Here is a 16,985-nt window from a genome sequence, read left to right as displayed (position 1 = left end):
ACTTAACCTCATGATAATTAAAATATATTTAATGAGTAGTTAAAATATTACTCACATTCATACTCACTGTTTAGAAAAGACTTTTTAGATTTGAAAAATAAGAAGCCGTTTTCTAATGGGCTAATATAGCAAAAAAAGAAGTAACCAGTTTAACTATTTCATTCGTTAGAAATTTGCAGAAAAAATGGTTTAAGAAGTGAGGCTTTTTGAAATTATAGATAAGTACAAATAAGGCAGAATAAGCTTGTATTGTAAATAAAAAACTATTCTGCCTTAAGCAAAAAGAAGATTAAATCTTTCGTGTGTTATAAATCAGCCAATCTAAAACATCGCCAGATAAATGTTCAGCCAGTCTTTCTTGAACAGTTTGATGGTAACCATTTAACCAGTCTTTCTCTTCATTCGTTAGCATGTCAACGACAATACAATCTAAATGAATCGGGCAAAGGGTCAGCGTTTCAAACTCTAAGAAATCGCCATAAGTTTTCTCAAACCCTGAGTGAAGTTTGTTTGCAACCAGATTTTCAATACGAATACCGTATTGTCCTTCATGGTATAAGCCTGGTTCATTAGAAAGAATCATACCTTCACGCAATTTGCTGTAGGCATGAATAGGCGCGTAATAAGAAAGCACTTGTGGTCCTTCATGCACGTTAAGTGCAAAGCCTACGCCGTGACCTGTGCCGTGGCGATAATCTAAACCATGTTGCCATAAAGTATGACGACAAATTGAATCGAGTAGAGGAGCAGCTAAACCTTCTGGATAAATGGTTTTTGCCAAAGCAATATGACATTTTAGAACTAAGGTATAGTCACGTTTTTGTTGTTCTGTTGGAGTCCCGACAGGAACAACACGAGTAATATCCGTTGTTCCGTCAACATACTGCCCGCCAGAGTCAATGAGTAATAGGCCATCGCCTTCAATGAATGAGTAGTGTTCTTCAGTTGCACGATAATGAGGTAGAGCACCATTGGCATTAAAGCCGGCAATTGTTGAAAAACTAGGGCCTATAAAACCCTCTTGTTGAGCACGGAAAGCCGTAATTTTCTCATCAATGGTGAGTTCTGAAATGCGTTGACCTTGATAAAGGGCTTTTTCTAACCAGTGGAAAAAGTGGCAAAGGGCAACACCATCTTTCACCATGGCATGATGGATATGAGCTATTTCACTTTCATGCTTACGCGATTTAAAAAGTGTACTTGGGTTGATGTCGTAAACAATCCGAATATCTTTTGCGATGGCTTGCTCATGAAAAATCGATACTTTGGCTGGATCTAACAGCACAGATGCATTAGAAATATTTGCTAAAAACTGAGCTGAATCTCGATAGTCACGAATCTCAATGCCATCAGCTTTGAAAGCTTGTTGAATGGTTGAATCAACTTTAATGCTATCAATGAATAAAACAGCCTGTTGAGCACTGATATATAAATGGGAAAGGAATACAGGGTTGTACTCTACATCTTGTCCGCGTGCATTTAAAACCCAGGCAATATCATCTAAAGATGAAATGAAATGTCCTTCAATCGCTTTACTATTTAAAGCATCGCGTATTGCCTGAATTTTTTCTTTACGAGATAGCGCATTTAACCCTTCAGGCATTAAATGAATCTGTTCTAAAGGAAGTTCTGGACGATTAGACCAGATCGAGCCGATTAAATCTTGCTGTGTTTCAAGCTTAAAACCACGTTGATTTGCCGTATTTTCCAACGCTTTAAACTGCTGGATTGAAAGTGTTTGTCCATTTACTGAAATGACCGAACTAGCTGGTAGATTTTTCTCAATCCAGGCGAGATGTGTTGAAGACTCATCACTGGTCAGTTTTTGTAATTGAAAGCCAGTTCCAGCGAGTTGTTGTTCGGCTTGTACCCAGTAGCGGCCATCGGCCCAGAGTCCTGCAAAGTTTTGGGTCACAACTAAAGTGCCAACAGAGCCACTAAAACCGCTTAACCACTGCCTTGCTTTCCAATAGTCTGGTAAATATTCAGACATATGGGGGTCTGCACTCATCACAACCAAAGCATCAATACTTTGATTGGTCATGAGTTCTCGAAGTTTCGCTAGTTTTTCTGGAACAGTTAAGTTGTTCATATCGTTTCCAAATCAGGTTGAACTTTGCTGGTACTTTTGCCCATTAATTTATTCATTGGTTTCTTTAATAAAAATAACACGATTGCGCCAATAACCAAGGCCAATACACAGCGCATAAATAGGCTAGGTAAATGATTAATACCATCTGCCGATACATGTCCGCCAATGAGACCTGCCATGAGATTGCCTAAAGCTGAACCAGTGAACCATAAACCCATAATTTGACTGCGTATAACATCGGGTGCAAGTTTGGTCATGGTTGACAAGCCAATTGGGCTTAAGCAAAGTTCACCTATCGTCAGAAGAAATAAAGTACCGACTAACCAAAATGGTGAAACTGCCCCACCATGAATAGCAAAATGACTGGCTAAAGTCATAAGCAAAAAGCCACCTGCTGCGAATAACAACGCAATAATAAATTTGCTGATATAGCTTGGATCTTTATTTGCCTTACCTAGTTTAGCCCATAGCCAAGCTGCAACTGGAGCAAAGATAATAATAAAAAGAGCATTGATTGATTCAAACCATACCGTTGGAATCTCAAAACCGAAAACAATACGGTCTGTATAATCTTGCGCAAATAAAGTAAAAGTTGTGGGTTTTTGTTCAAAAGCTGACCAGAATAGAGCAGATGCTGCTAATAAAACGAAGCAAATAACGATTTTAAATTTTTCATTTTGCTCTAAATTCAGGAAAAGTAGTAAGTATGCAAAATAAGCAATAATCCCAATGCTAATTCCTACAGTTAAGTAGGTAGAAACAACGACTGGATTGATGTGAATGATGCCAAAGAAAGTTAGTCCAATAACCACTGCAACCAAAAATAAAAAACTAAACACAATTTTGGGTGCATTTTTATTTTCTACGACAGGTTTGCTACAGGTGTTAGATTCTTGACGCAGTTCATTAAAAGTTTGAAGTTGCGGGATAGCCAAAAAGCGGAAAATTAACAACGCTATCAACATCCCAAGGCCGCCGATACCAAAGCCTAAATGCCAACCATGATCACGCGCTAATAGACCTGTAATGAGTGGTGCAATAAAGGAGCCCATATTAATTCCCATATAAAAAATGGAGAATCCGGCATCTCGTCTACTATCTTGAGCTTTGTATAAAGTTCCGACAATCACTGAAATACAAGTTTTAAATAAACCTGAGCCAAGAACAATCAGAACTAGACCGAAATAAAAAAAGAATTGATCAAAAATGGTGGTGAGCGCAATTGATAAGTGCCCTAAAGCAATAATAATTGAACCGTACCAAACAGCGCGTGCCTGACCTAACCAGTTATCAGCAATCCAACCACCAAAAACTGTCATTAAATACATTGAGCCTGCAAATAATCCCACAATAGCTGCGGCAGTTGGTCGATCAAGTGCTAGCCCACCGTCATTCACCATAGCAACCATATAAAGAACAAGTAAGGGGCGAATTCCGTAATAAGAAAATCTTTCCCAAAGTTCTGTAAAAAATAAAGTTTTTAATGGTTTTGGATGACCGAAAAATGCTTTATCGGTCTGTTCAAGTTCATGTTTCATTATTCAAATCCTTGAATGATTTTATGTTTTTTATAAACATAACTTTTAGTTTTTTTATTTATAACCAAAATTTATGTTTTTATTTTTTAGTTATTTTTAACAATAAAAGCAAATTTACCTTGTATAAAAACAGTGAATGAAAAAGAACATGAATAGTGGAGTTTGTAGATAGCGAATAACACAAAGGAGTATTCATTTGAAGAATCAAAGAACTGCCGAGTACTGAAATGCTCTATAAGAATTCATCAAAATGAAAACTATTTGGTAGATTGTAAATAAACAATAAAGAACTTACTTGGATGGCTTAACCAAGGCGCTTAAGTCATCTAAACAACCTAAAAATGAGTGAGAATGAATACTTTAAAAAGCATAAATATTTTTTGTGTAATCTAATAAGAATCTCAACATTATATATAAGAAAGTATTATGATCATGAACGACTGTTAGAAATTGATGCAGCGGATTATATCAGTGCAACAATTTTGCACTAAATTAGGGCAATAATAAGCTATTTAAATATGCCATAATTTGAAAATGTGTGAATATGGTGCATTTGCACAAGCAAACAGTATAATGGGTTCAAGACAAGGGGCCTAAATCATGAATACTTATAAGTAATTCAATGTTTTAGGTAAGTCTTATAAAGTTGGTATGAGAATTGCTTAATAAATACCAGCAACTAACACGCACTTAACAAGTGCAACAAAATTTCATTGGAGCAAAATGAGCATGGCGAACAAGGTCCTTCAACTCATACAAGAAAGTGGCGCAAAATGGGTCGATTTTCGCTTTACTGATACTAAGGGTAAAGAACAGCACGTAACTTACCCAGCTGATTCTATTGATGAAGATACTTTTGAAGACGGTAAAATGTTTGATGGTTCTTCAATCGCTGGTTGGAAAGGTATTGAAGCATCTGACATGATCTTACGTCCAGATGCGGAAACTGGTTTCATCGACCCGTTCTTTGCTGAACCAACTGTAGTTGTGACTTGTGACGTTATTGAACCTTCAACTGGTCAAGGTTATGAGCGTGACCCACGTTCGATTGCTCGCCGTGCAGAAGAATACTTAAAATCTACAGGTATCGGTGATACTGCATTCTTCGGTCCAGAACCAGAATTCTTTGTATTTGACGAAGTGAAATGGGACATCGATATGTCTGGCGCTCGTCATACATTAATCGCTGAAGAAGCTGCTTGGTCTACTGGTAAAGATTATGAGTCTGGTAACTCTGGTCACCGTCCACGTGTTAAAGGCGGTTACTTCCCAGTTCCTCCAGTTGATTCTTCACAAGATATGCGTGCAGAAATGTGTGCAAAAATCGAAGATATCATGGGCCCAGGTCGTGTAGAAGTACATCACCATGAAGTTGCTTCTTGCCAGTTAGAAATTGGTGTGAGCTTCAATACTCTTGTTCGTAAAGCTGACGAAGTTCAACAGTTCAAATATGCTGTTTGGAACGTTGCACATCAATATGCAAAAACAGCTACGTTTATGCCTAAACCAATGGTAGGTGATAACGGTTCTGGTATGCACGTTCACATGTCTATCTCTAAAGATGGCAAGAACTTGTTTGCTGGTGATGAATATGCTGGTCTTTCAGAAATGGCGTTGTACTTCATCGGTGGTATCATCAAGCACGCTCGTGCATTGAATGCAATCACAAACCCATCTACAAACTCATACAAGCGTTTGGTTCCTCACTTCGAAGCACCAATTATGCTTGCTTACTCAGCGCGTAACCGTTCTGCGTCTATCCGTATTCCATACGTTTCTAGCCCTAAAGGTAAGCGTATCGAAGCTCGTTTCCCAGACCCAATGATGAACCCATACTTAGGTTTCGCTGCATTGTTAATGGCTGGTATCGACGGTATCCAAAACAAGATCCATCCGGGCGAAGCTGCTGATAAGAACTTGTATGATCTTCCTCCAGAAGAAGAAGCAAAAATCCCAACAGTTGCTCATAGCTTAGATATGGCTCTTGAAGCACTTCAAGCAGATCACGAATTCTTGTTAAAAGGCGGCGTGTTTACTAAAGAAATGCTTGATGCATATATTGAACTTAAAACTGAAGATGTACGTCGTCTTAACACGACTACTCACCCAGTTGAATTCGATATGTACTACAGCTTGTAATACGTATTTCGTAAAAAAGCCTGCTTATGCAGGCTTTTTTTATTGCTTGGAATGTTGATTGAATTCTCTACGTTTTTTATCAAAAAATTGGGGTAAACTAGGTGCGAGTTTTCATGTGAGCAGATTATGCGTAAACGACAACCAGTACTTAAACAGGAAGAAGTGTTAAATCCTGCATTGAAAACATGGTTGTATGCGTCTGGTTCTCTGACCCAACAATTGACTGAACTTGGCGGTGGACAGTTCAGCGTAAAACCTTTTAAAGAACACTTTCAGCGTTTAACTTTTGCAGACAGTCAATGGATGAATATGCCTCATACTCATACTTCATGGGTAAGGGAAACATATTTATATGGCTGTGAAGTGGAACCTTGGGTTAAAGCAAAAAGTATTTTTCCAATTCGAAGTTTACAAAAAAAAGCCCGTATATTTCAGCATATTGGTTCTAAACCGATAGGTCGTTTTTTATTTCAAAGAACTACGCCACTGTGTGATCGCCGTGTTATTCGCTTACCAGAAGGCTGGACGCGACAAAGTTGCTATACTTGGCATGGGTGTAAATTTATTGTTCAAGAAACATTCTTACCGGCTTTTGAAGCTTTTTTATATCAGCAGCACGACAAGGAATTACTATGACGACTGCAACAGGTACAACATGGCGTCAGCGTTTAGAAGCTTATTATTATCTATGCCGATTTGATAAGCCAATTGGTACAGAACTGGTGTTTTGGCCAACCATGTGGGCACTTTGGGTTGCATCAAAAGGAATACCGAATTTAGGTATTTTATTCGTCATGATTTTAGGCGTTATTTTTATGCGCGCTGCTGGATGTGCGATTAATGACTTTGCTGATCGTAAAGTAGATGGTCATGTAGAGCGTACAAAAACTCGTCCTTTGGCAACAGGTGTCATTCGTGCGAGGGAAGCAGTATACGTATTCTTAGGTCTTGTTTTAGCAAGTGCATGTCTTTTGTTCTTTTTACCTATAGAAACTTTTTATTGGTCATTTGGCGCATTATTTTTAGCGTTTATTTATCCATTTATGAAACGCTACACCAACTTACCGCAAGTTTTTTTAGGAGCAGCATTTTCATGGTCAATTCCAATGGCCTTTACTGCGGTAGGTAAAACTCCAGATCTGACTTGCTGGCTGCTGTATTTTGGTAATTTGGCTTGGACAGTGGCTTATGATACTCAATATGCAATTACAGACCGTGAATATGATTTAAAGATTGGTGTGAAATCTACAGCTATTCTTTTTGGTCGATATGACATCCAGATTATTGCACTCCTACAAGCAACCAGTCTTGTCTTGATAGGAACGGCGTTATATTTAGAAAATATCTTATTTCCATGGGCAATCGTTGCTTTAATTGTTGTGGCATTCGATTTTATATATCAAACAATTAAAACTAAAGACCGCAACCCTCAGGTTTGTTTCTGGGCATTTCGTCACAATCGCTGGGTAGGATTAATCATTTTTCTAGGAATATTTTTAAATTTCATATAGTAAAAATGACCGTGAGGTTGAAAAGTGTTCTATGCAGAGCACTTTTTTTATGTCTTAATATTTGTGCATAAAAATTATGCGGAATAAATAACACATAACATAAAAAGGATATTTTATGAAACGGTCAAAAATTGCTTTAGCTATAACATTATCGGTTTCAGCATTATTTCTTACAGCATGTAATGACAACAATGACGATTACACTGGGATAGATTCAAATAAGACCTTTTTGTCTGAAAGTAATTACGCTATAGATAAAGTTGATAATGCTTCATCAATTAAAGTCATGACTTATAACATGACAAATGTGCAGGGAAAAACAGCCACTGCTACTGCTATGGTATTGTTCCCAAAAGCATCGCAACCTAAAGATGGTTATCGAGTGGTTGTATGGGAGCATGGAACTGTAGGAGTAGGAGATAGCTGCGCGCCAAGTAAAAATGCAATTAATCCGCGATTTAAAATTTTAGCTGAAAACTTATTAGCAGCAGGTTATGTGATTATTGCACCAGATTATGAGGGCTTAGGTACGCCAGGTGTACATCCGTACTTAAACTTATCTAGTGAAGCAAAATCTGCATTAGCAGCAGTCAAGGCAGCAAAAGACCATTATGGAAATCAGTTGAAAGGCGATTGGATGTCAATTGGCCAATCACAAGGTGGACATGCATCATTAGGTACTGCTGAATTCGCCAATACAGATACAAGTTATAAAGGTGCTGTAGCTGGGGCGCCGGCATCAAGCTTGGGCACAATTATTCAAATTTATATTGATCCTGCAATGAATCAAGATAGTAATTTTGCAGTTAGTAAGCTAGATCAGGCAATTATAGCGCGTAGACAAATTGATGCAGCGATTGCTGCAGGGCAAATGTCTCCAAATGATCCACTGGCGCTTGCTGTACCAACAATTGATAAAACTGCAGAAGGATATGCCGAATTGTTAGCATATGCTGCTTTTGCAAGCGCTGGGATTAAAGCACAGCAACCAAATTATGATTTGAAGTCAATCTTTACATCAGGGGCAGCTGATATTGCAGAATTGGCTTATGGTCGTACAGGAGATGATGGTACATGTCTAAGTTATCCTGCACCTGATACTGCAAATGGTTTACAGGAGAAATTTAAAGCAGGAATCCTAGCTTTCTTGGCTGATCCTACACATCAAATTTCACAGTACGGTATTGATCTAAATAAATTCAAGACCGATCAAGTAGTTCAAAGTTTTTTAACATCGACTCAACCTGCAACGAATGCTACAGCTGAAAAAGTTATTAAAGCACCTGTATTTATTATTCAAGGTGAAAAAGATCAAGCAGTATTGCCTGTAGTAACACAAGCCTTATTCGCAAATATGAAAGCGAATGCTTTGAAATTTTTCCCTCAAGCTGGGTACGATAAGGGATATAACTTAACCATTGTACCGAATGCGACTCATACACAAGCAATCGTATGTCAAAATGCAAATGCCGTAGATTTTATTCAAACGAATATGTCAGCAGGTACCGGTATTGTTCTAACTGATGCACAGAAAGATGCTAGCCAAAGCCCGCACTGTACAGGTAAGTTCTAAGTTTTATTTAACTAGCATTTAGCTTAAGAAAAGAGCCTTTATATAGGCTCTTTTTTGTTATATTGTTACATAGCTTAAAATTAATGATGTTCGAGTTTAAATCACTTATGAGTCAGCAATCAGTTGAAAAAAAATCTGTTCCTTGGTTATTAATGGGGTTGGGTTTACTTATTCCTTTTTTAATTATTGGAATACTTTTCTTGGCTGCAAAGAGTGATGCTAAGAATAAAAAACAATATGAGCAGCAACGTATAGAAATGGAAAAAAGAATAGCTGAAAAAGAGGCTGCAAATTCAGATAAGAAATAGCATTAGCTGTTCAATGAATATCTCTTTGTAGTTGGCGTACGCTCGGTATGCTTGTATAACGTTTTACGATATATCCGGCTTCTGTCAGCATTTGATCGCGTAGACGGTCTTCTTCTGCTTTTTCAAGATGAGTAGGGTCATCTAACTCAATAATAGCAATTACTTCCATTTTGTCATTAAGCAAAACAAAGTCGGTAACTTTACGATTGAACTGGCTACGAACCTTATAGTCATTGCTGGTGATTAATGCGCTAAACGCCACTTGCGCTAAAACATGGCAACTTGGGAAACTCTGTTTTAGACGTATAAACATTTGAGTTTCAAAATTAGTAATGACAGGACGAGCAAAGAATTTTTGTTTTGGGAATAAATAGGGACGTAAACAAACAACAAGAAAAATACAGGTGCTTAAGCAACCTAAAATAATAAAAAATAAGTGACTCGATTCGAACATGTGACAACATCATACAAATAAAAACCCACTCGTAATGAGTGGGTTTTTAAGAATCTTGGCTCTCCCACCTGGGCTCGAACCAGGGACCTGCGGATTAACAGTCCGTCGCTCTACCGACTGAGCTATGGGAGAATCTGGAAAAGGATTTTAGGCAGGAAAGGGGGCTGGGTCAAGCCTTAATAGCAGAATTAGTGAGAATATCTAATCGTTTGGCTTAAAAATACACGAAACATTGATTTTATTCAAAATAATAGAAAGTTATTAGATGATTAGAAAAGAAAAAACCCGCAATAAATGCGGGCTTTTAGAATCTTGGCTCTCCCACCTGGGCTCGAACCAGGGACCTGCGGATTAACAGTCCGTCGCTCTACCGACTGAGCTATGGGAGATTAGTAGATGGCTCTCCAACCTGGGCTCGAACCAAGGACCTGCGGATTAACAGTCCGTCGCTCTACCGACTGAGCTATTGGAGAATCTGATGCGCATTTTATGGATGAAATCTAAAAGCGTCAATAAGAATATTAAAGAAAATGAATCGTTTGCTTGATTAATATGCTTTTGTTGCCTTAAAAATAAAAAAACCACCCTAAAGAGGGTGGTTTTTTTATAAAGAAATAAAATTATTTCTCTACACCAGCTGGCTGACCTGCAAGTTTTGCATTTGCATAGTCCCAGTTCACAAGGCTTTCTAAGAAAGTTGCGATGTATTTAGGACGTAAGTTACGGAAATCGATGTAGTAAGCATGTTCCCATACGTCAATTGTTAATACAGCAATTTGACCATGTGCAAGTGGAGTGTCTGCATTTGAAGTTTTAGTAATAGAAAGTTTACCGTTTACTTCATCAGCAACTAACCAAGCCCAACCTGAACCGAATTGAGTTGTTGCAGCAGCAGTAAATTCTTCTGCAAATTTTTCGTAGCTACCAAAAGCTTCGTCGATTTTAGCAGCGATTGCGCCAGTAGGCTTTCCACCACCATTTGGCTTCATGCTGTTCCAGTAGAAAGTGTGGTTCCAAACTTGAGCAGCATTGTTGAAAATACCAGCTTTAGATGCGTCACCAGCAGTTGCTTTGATGATTTCTTCTAAAGTTTTACCTTCAAGGTCAGTGCCTTTGATTAAGTTGTTTAAGTTAACAACATAGGTGTTGTGGTGTTTGTCGTGATGGTATTCTAAAGTTTCTTTACTGATATGTGGCGCTAAATCATCATAGCCATATGGAAGTGCAGGTAAAGTAATGGTTGTCATGTTCCTATTCCTTGCATTTGCTGGGTTATACAATATTAAGTGGCTCTATTGTAAATGATTCTGTTAACAATAGGGCATCGTTTTAAAGAACTATACACAATAAAGATCTAATTAATACGCATAACACAGATTGAAAAAAAGACTTAATTAAATCGGATTATTCAATTCAAAATATTCAGATTCAACTGTGAACTGTTTTGAAATGGCTTGTGCCAAACGTTGGACTCCATAACGTTCGGTTGCATGGTGACCACAGGCAAAATAATGAACACCTAATTCTTTTGCTTCATAGAAAGTTCGTTCACTGACTTCCCCTGAAATATAAGCATCACAGTTTTGCAAAGCAGCTTTAGCAATAAAATCTTGAGCACCGCCTGTACAGAAACCTACTTTTTGAATCGTTTTCTTCTCGGCTGGTAAGTGAATCACTTTAAAATCAAAGCTGTTTTGTAGTTTTGCTTTAAAGTCATCTACAGAAAGTGCTTGTTCTAAATAACCAATGTTACCAATTGGATGTTTCTCGGTTAAATCGAGTGGTTCTAAGCTTTGCAAGTTTAGCTTTTCTGCAATGGCGATATTATTGCCCAAAGATGGGTGTGCATCTAAAGGTAGATGATAAGCGACTAATGAAATATTATTTTGAATGAGTTTTTTAATGCGGTTGCCTCGCATACCAGTAATAGGATACGGTTCGCCTTTCCAAAAATAACCGTGGTGTACAAGTAATAGATCGGCATTTTGAGCAATAGCTGCATCAATTGCATCTTCAGAAGCAGTCACTGCACAAAGAATACGTTTTACTTCAGTTGAACCTTCAATTTGCAGGCCATTTGGTGCGTAATCTTTAAATTCTGCTGCTTTTAAGGTTTGGTCGCACCACTGAATAATTTCATGCAAATTTGCCATGATATTTCCTGAATTGAGTAGTAAAAGTTGCTAAAGCTATAGAAACATATTTTGTTGTGTAACTAAAGCTAGACAAATCTTTTTTGACTTTTTTATGTATATCGACATATTTAATTTAAAATGCTTAACTGAAAACTCTTTTTGTTCAATATATTAATTTAATTAAAAACTTCTTTGCGTAGAGGATATGAACGTGCGCCGCACCTTTACATGGTTACCTTGGGTGTTACTTATTATTGTAATTGCCAGTTTTATTGCATGGCAAAAATACCATCAGCCGAAACCAACTGTTGCAGTTGATGGGGTGCAAATGCCTGCTGAGAAAGTTGAGCCTCTGGTGAATACTTCTCGAACGGGTGGGGTGGTATCTTATAGTGCTGCGGTAAAAGTTGCAGCGCCGGCAGTTGTTAATATTTTTACGACCCAGAAAGTTAAACAAAATCATCCTTTATTAAGTGATCCAGTTTTCCGTGAATTTTTTGGAAATCAGGTTCCCGAACAACAACAGCAAAATGAAAATAGCTTAGGTTCAGGGGTTATTGTTCGTGCTGATGGTTATATTCTAACCAACAACCATGTGATTGCCCAAGCTGACCAGATCGTAGTTGCTTTACATGACGGACGCCGTGCAGAAGCTACAATTGTGGGGACTGACCCAGATACAGATTTGGCAGTTATTAAAATCGATTTAGATAAACTGCCAGTATTGCCATTTAAATTAAGTGGTAATGAAGTGGGTGACGTTGTTTTAGCAATTGGTAACCCGTTTGGTGTAGGACAAACGGTAACTCAAGGTATTGTTTCAGCGACAGGTCGATCAGATTTAGGTATTAATACCTATGAAGACTTTATTCAAACTGATGCAGCAATTAACCCTGGGAATTCAGGGGGAGCCTTAATTGATGTTGCTGGTAACTTGATTGGTGTGAATACGGCTATTTTTTCACAATCAGGTGGCTCTTTAGGTATTGGTTTCGCTATTCCCGCGAAGGTTTGTCAACAAGTACTTAACTCAATTTTAAAAGATGGCCGTGTGGTCCGTGGTTGGTTAGGTATTAGTTTACTACCACCAACACAAGACGATGTATTGGCACCAAAACCACCAGTTGGTGTAATCGTTGCTGATGTATTAAAAAATGGTCCAGCGGCTTCTGCGGGTATTAAAGTGGGTGATAAAATTGTTCAGGTGAATAATGAACCGATTACTTCGGCTTCTCATTTGATTAACTACGTTGCTTTACAGGCGCCAAATAGTGAAATTAATGTATTGGTTGAACGAGATGGTAAACAACAAAACTTTGTTGTGACTGTGGGCGAGCGAAAAGCGCAAAATACTCAATCTCAGTATATCCCGCTTCCTAAACGTTAAAACCTCAATAAAAAAAGCCTCATCGTGAGGCTTTTTTTATGACTACTGATTAAGAATGGCTAAAACTTTGATGTTGGTTTTTAAACTCAGCTAAAGCCTCAATTCGATATTGAATGAGCATTTCACCAATTTCTGCACCCTTAATGTTGTCAGGTAAATCCTGAACTTTAATAGAGCGAACAATCTGCATGGCTTCACGCATATATTGAGCTTGAGGATATGGACGGTCTTCTAGTCCTAATCTGCCTTTTGCATCACATTCACAGGCTTGGACAAAAGCTTCTACTCTTTCTGGACGACGTAAAACATCTAAGCGTTGTAATAGACGCCATAAAGTACCTGGCTTTAATGACATAATCTGGTGGCATTTCAAATGTTCTTTACACACTGATAATGCCAACTGCTTGGTTTGCGTTGGGACTCTTAAACGTTCACATAATTGAGTAACTGGTTTAATTCCACGTTCTTCATGCATGATATGACGAGGAAGCTCATCGGCTGGAGTAAGAGCCTTACCTAAATCATGCACTAAAACAGCAAAACGTACATCGAGTGAGTAATTCGATTTACAAGCTTGTTGTAATGACATAAGGGTATGAACGCCACAATCTACTTCAGGATGATATTCAGGACGTTGAGGTACTCCAAATAAAGCATCAATTTCAGGGAAAAGATGTTTTAATGCGCCACAATCACGCAAAGTTTGAAAATAAATATCTGCATGCGTTTCCATTAAAGCGCGAGAGGTCTCTTTCCAAACACGCTCTGGTGTTAATGCATCTAGTTCACCTGACTCTGCCATGGTTTGCATAAGTTGCAAAGTCTCTGGCGCAATTTGAAAACCATATGGAAAATATCGTGCAGCAAAACGAGCGACACGCAAAACCCGTAGGGGATCCTCAGCAAATGCTTCTGAAACATGACGTAGAATTTTATTTTCTAAGTCGCTTTGACCACCATATGGATCATATATTTTGCCATCTTGATCCATGGCAATTGCATTAATTGTTAAGTCACGGCGAATTAAGTCGTCTTCTAAACTTACGGTTGTATCAGTAAAGAATTGAAACCCATGATATCCCTGACCAGACTTTCGTTCGGTTCGTGCAAGTGCGTATTCTTCTTTGGTTTGAGGATGAAGAAACACAGGGAAATCTTTGCCTACAGGCTGGAAACCTTGGGCGAGCATGTGTTCCGGCGTTGCACCGACAACAACATAGTCTTTTTCTTGATAGGGATGCCCAAGTAAAAAATCTCGGACGGCACCGCCTACTAAATACACTTGCATGAAAAAACCTCTATTCTTCAAGCAATCATGCTACAGAATAGAGGTTTTCTCAAGTGATTAGAGATGCTTTTCGTAAAAAGCAGTTTCTAAATTACTTTTCTTGTTGTTGAATTTCAGCAACAGTTAAAGCAGTCATATTGATAAGGCGGCGAGTCGTCGCTGTAGGTGTCAAAATATGAACTGGTTTAGCAGCACCTAGCAAAATTGGACCAATTGTAACGTTGTTACCAGAAGTTGCTTTTAACAAGTTAAATGAAATGTTTGCTGCATCTAGGTTCGGCATAATAAGCAAGTTTGCTGAGCCTTTGAAACGTGAACCTGGGAAAGCATATTGACGAATGCTTTCATCTAATGCTGCATCACCATGCATTTCACCTTCAACTTCAAGCTCTGGAGCTTGCTCAGATAAAATACGATAAACTTCACGCATTTTTTGAGCGCTTGAATCAGTCTGGTCGCTACCGAAACTTGAGTGAGAAAGTAAAGCTACACGTGGTGTAATACCAAAGCGACGTACTTCTTCAGCTGCTAAAATTGTCATTTCAGCAAGTTGTTCAGCAGTCGGGTTAGTATTTACATACGTATCAGCAATAAACAAGTTACGATCTTCAAGCATTAATGCATTTAGCGTGAAGAAGTTATTCATACCTTCTTTAAGACCAATGACATTACGTACGAAGTCAAGGTGAATGTTATAGCTACTGTAAGTACCACATAACATACCGTCTGCTTTGCCGAATTTAACCAGAAGAGATGCAATTAAAGTTGAGCGACGGCGAGCTTCACGTTGAGCATATTCAACAGTAATGCCTTTACGTTGCATTGTTTGGTAGTAGTCTTTCCAAAACTCTTCATACATCGGGTTTTGTTCTTGATCTACAATCTCAATATTTACACCGTGTTGTAAACGTAGACCTAATTTTTTGATGTTTGCTTCAATGACTGCAGTACGACCAACTAAAATTGGTTTAGCTAAATCTTCATCAACTGCAATTTGAACAGCACGTAATACGCGCTCATCTTCGCCTTCAGCATATGCAATACGTTTAGGATCTGTTTTTGCTTGAGCAAAGATTGGTTTCATCAAGAATGCTGAGTTATAAACAAACTCAGAAAGTTTTTGACGATATGCAGAGAAATCTTCGATAGGACGAGTTGCAACACCTGAATCCATTGCTGCTTTAGCAACAGCAGGTGCGATTTCTAAAATTAAGCGTTGATCAAGTGGGCGTGGAATTAAGTAGTCACGACCAAATGAAGCAGATTTTTCACCATAAGTAGCTGCGTCAGCTTCTACGTGAGCCATACGTGCAATTGCGTGTACACATGCAATTTTCATATCTTCGTTAATTGTTGTAGCACCTACGTCAAGTGCACCGCGGAAGATATAAGGGAAACATAACGCATTGTTTACTTGGTTCGGGTAGTCCGAACGACCAGTTGCCATAATGACATCAGGACGTACTTCATGTGCATGTTCAGGCAGAATTTCTGGATCTGGGTTTGCTAATGCAAAAATAATTGGATTTTCAGCCATTTGTTTCACCATATCTTTGGTGAGAATACCTGCAGCTGAAAGACCTAAGAACATATCTGCGCCAGCCATTACTTCATGTAATTGAGTCGCTTTAATGTCTTGTACATAACGCTTTTTAGATTCATCTAAGCCTTCACGTGAAGTCGTAAGTAAACCACGAGAATCGGCAACAATGATATTTTCTTTATTTACGCCTAACGCGCAAAGTAAATCTAAACAAGAAAGGGCAGCAGCACCTGCACCTGAAGCAACGATTTTGATTTCTTCAATTTTCTTATTAACGATTTGTAAAGCATTTAATAATGCTGAACCTACAATAATACTTGTACCGTGTTGGTCATCATGGAACACAGGAATTTTCATGCGTTCACGAAGTTTCTTCTCAATATAGAAACATTCTGGTGCTTTGATATCTTCAAGGTTAATGCCGCCAAAAGTTGGTTCTAATGAAGCAACAATATCAACGATTTTATCTGGATCGTTTTCAGCAATTTCAATATCAAATACATCAACACCAGCGAACTTTTTAAACAGAACGCCTTTACCTTCCATTACCGGTTTAGAAGCTAATGGACCGATGTTACCTAAACCAAGAACCGCAGTACCGTTACTGACAACAGCAACTAAGTTACCACGCGCTGTGTATTTTGCAGCAGCTGAAGGATCACGTTCAATCTCTAAACATGGAGCAGCAACCCCTGGTGAATAAGCTAGAGCCAAATCTCGTTGGTTGACGAGTTGCTTACTAGGCGTGACGCTGATTTTCCCTGGATTTGGATATTCGTGGTAATTTAAAGCGGCCTGTTTTAAAGATTGATCGTCCATCTGAGTCTCTATTTGATACAAAAAAGCAAACTAGTCAAATCACTCATTTAGGGGGAGGCAACTCATTTCGTTTACTTTGCTTTAATTTTTACCAATTAAGAGAATAGTAGACGAATTGCCAATAGCCCCGTAGTGAGCTAAATGCTAAAGAATATAACACTACTTCTTTATTTCTCACAGTCAAAAACGCTCATTTTT

Annotated in this window: 12 protein-coding genes, 3 tRNA genes and 1 pseudogene; 6 read left to right on the top strand and 10 right to left on the bottom strand. The window is 38.4% G+C overall.

Annotation, left to right across the window (positions count from 1 at the left end):
- Nucleotides 1-289: 289 nt before the first annotated feature.
- On the bottom strand, nucleotides 290-2,092 hold the full coding sequence (locus CSB87_RS03840) for an aminopeptidase P family protein (protein WP_031959597.1): 1,803 nt from the start codon (nucleotides 2,090-2,092) through the stop codon (nucleotides 290-292).
- Nucleotides 2,089-3,650, bottom strand: a pseudogene (locus CSB87_RS03835) (peptide MFS transporter). The gene CSB87_RS03840 and the pseudogene CSB87_RS03835 overlap by 4 nt, the downstream one beginning before the upstream one ends.
- Nucleotides 3,651-4,353: 703 nt before the next feature.
- On the opposite strand from CSB87_RS03835, the gene glnA reads away from it, so the two are divergent.
- From glnA to CSB87_RS03810, 5 genes are all read left to right on the top strand, one after another.
- Nucleotides 4,354-5,769, top strand: coding sequence for a type I glutamate--ammonia ligase (gene glnA / locus CSB87_RS03830; protein ID WP_002052696.1), 1,416 nt, complete (start codon nucleotides 4,354-4,356; stop codon nucleotides 5,767-5,769).
- Between the two features lie 126 nt (nucleotides 5,770-5,895).
- A complete protein-coding gene (locus CSB87_RS03825; protein WP_002052747.1) occupies nucleotides 5,896-6,405 on the top strand; it encodes a chorismate--pyruvate lyase family protein in 510 nt (169 codons plus the stop codon).
- Entirely contained in the window at nucleotides 6,402-7,280 is an 879-nt protein-coding gene (ubiA, locus tag CSB87_RS03820; RefSeq protein WP_002052447.1) for a 4-hydroxybenzoate octaprenyltransferase, read from the top strand. The genes CSB87_RS03825 and ubiA overlap by 4 nt, the downstream gene beginning before the upstream one ends.
- A 115-nt stretch (nucleotides 7,281-7,395) precedes the next feature.
- Nucleotides 7,396-8,853: an alpha/beta hydrolase family protein gene (locus tag CSB87_RS03815; protein WP_031952962.1), complete on the top strand. Its 1,458-nt coding sequence runs from the start codon at nucleotides 7,396-7,398 to the stop codon at nucleotides 8,851-8,853.
- Between the two features lie 107 nt (nucleotides 8,854-8,960).
- Complete coding sequence (locus CSB87_RS03810; protein ID WP_004886133.1) at nucleotides 8,961-9,161, top strand: hypothetical protein; 201 nt, start codon at nucleotides 8,961-8,963, stop codon at nucleotides 9,159-9,161.
- A gap of 10 nt (nucleotides 9,162-9,171) precedes the next feature.
- Here CSB87_RS03810 and CSB87_RS03805 read toward each other — a convergent pair whose 3' ends face one another.
- From CSB87_RS03805 to CSB87_RS03780, 6 genes are all read right to left on the bottom strand, one after another.
- Entirely contained in the window at nucleotides 9,172-9,615 is a 444-nt protein-coding gene (locus tag CSB87_RS03805; protein ID WP_017393161.1) for a DUF2726 domain-containing protein, read from the bottom strand.
- Between the two features lie 56 nt (nucleotides 9,616-9,671).
- Nucleotides 9,672-9,747, bottom strand: a tRNA-Asn gene (locus CSB87_RS03800).
- 181 nt (nucleotides 9,748-9,928) lie between these two features.
- Nucleotides 9,929-10,004 (bottom strand) — tRNA-Asn (locus CSB87_RS03795).
- 8 nt (nucleotides 10,005-10,012) lie between these two features.
- Nucleotides 10,013-10,088: transfer RNA gene (locus CSB87_RS03790), tRNA-Asn, on the bottom strand.
- A gap of 147 nt (nucleotides 10,089-10,235) precedes the next feature.
- A complete protein-coding gene (locus CSB87_RS03785; protein WP_000208083.1) occupies nucleotides 10,236-10,862 on the bottom strand; it encodes a superoxide dismutase in 627 nt (208 codons plus the stop codon).
- 147 nt (nucleotides 10,863-11,009) lie between these two features.
- Nucleotides 11,010-11,768: a Nif3-like dinuclear metal center hexameric protein gene (locus CSB87_RS03780; RefSeq protein WP_031952960.1), complete on the bottom strand. Its 759-nt coding sequence runs from the start codon at nucleotides 11,766-11,768 to the stop codon at nucleotides 11,010-11,012.
- A 193-nt stretch (nucleotides 11,769-11,961) separates the two neighbouring features.
- Here CSB87_RS03780 and CSB87_RS03775 point away from each other — a divergent pair, with 193 nt between their 5' ends.
- Entirely contained in the window at nucleotides 11,962-13,137 is a 1,176-nt protein-coding gene (locus tag CSB87_RS03775) for a S1C family serine protease (RefSeq protein WP_002052780.1), read from the top strand.
- 49 nt (nucleotides 13,138-13,186) lie between these two features.
- On the opposite strand, the gene CSB87_RS03770 is transcribed toward CSB87_RS03775, so the two are convergent.
- Entirely contained in the window at nucleotides 13,187-14,425 is a 1,239-nt protein-coding gene (locus tag CSB87_RS03770; RefSeq protein WP_031952957.1) for a multifunctional CCA addition/repair protein, read from the bottom strand.
- Between the two features lie 91 nt (nucleotides 14,426-14,516).
- Nucleotides 14,517-16,787 carry an NADP-dependent malic enzyme gene (locus tag CSB87_RS03765; protein WP_002052468.1) on the bottom strand — a complete coding sequence of 757 codons (2,271 nt, stop codon included), beginning with the start codon at nucleotides 16,785-16,787 and terminating at the stop codon, nucleotides 14,517-14,519.
- Nucleotides 16,788-16,985 lie beyond the last annotated feature (198 nt).

It is taken from the genome of Acinetobacter sp. AR_0276 (assembly GCF_003000705.1).
Lineage (GTDB): Bacteria > Pseudomonadota > Gammaproteobacteria > Pseudomonadales > Moraxellaceae > Acinetobacter > Acinetobacter nosocomialis.
The sequence above is the reverse complement of the archived record's forward strand: the minus strand, read 5'-3'. Positions and strand labels throughout refer to the sequence as shown.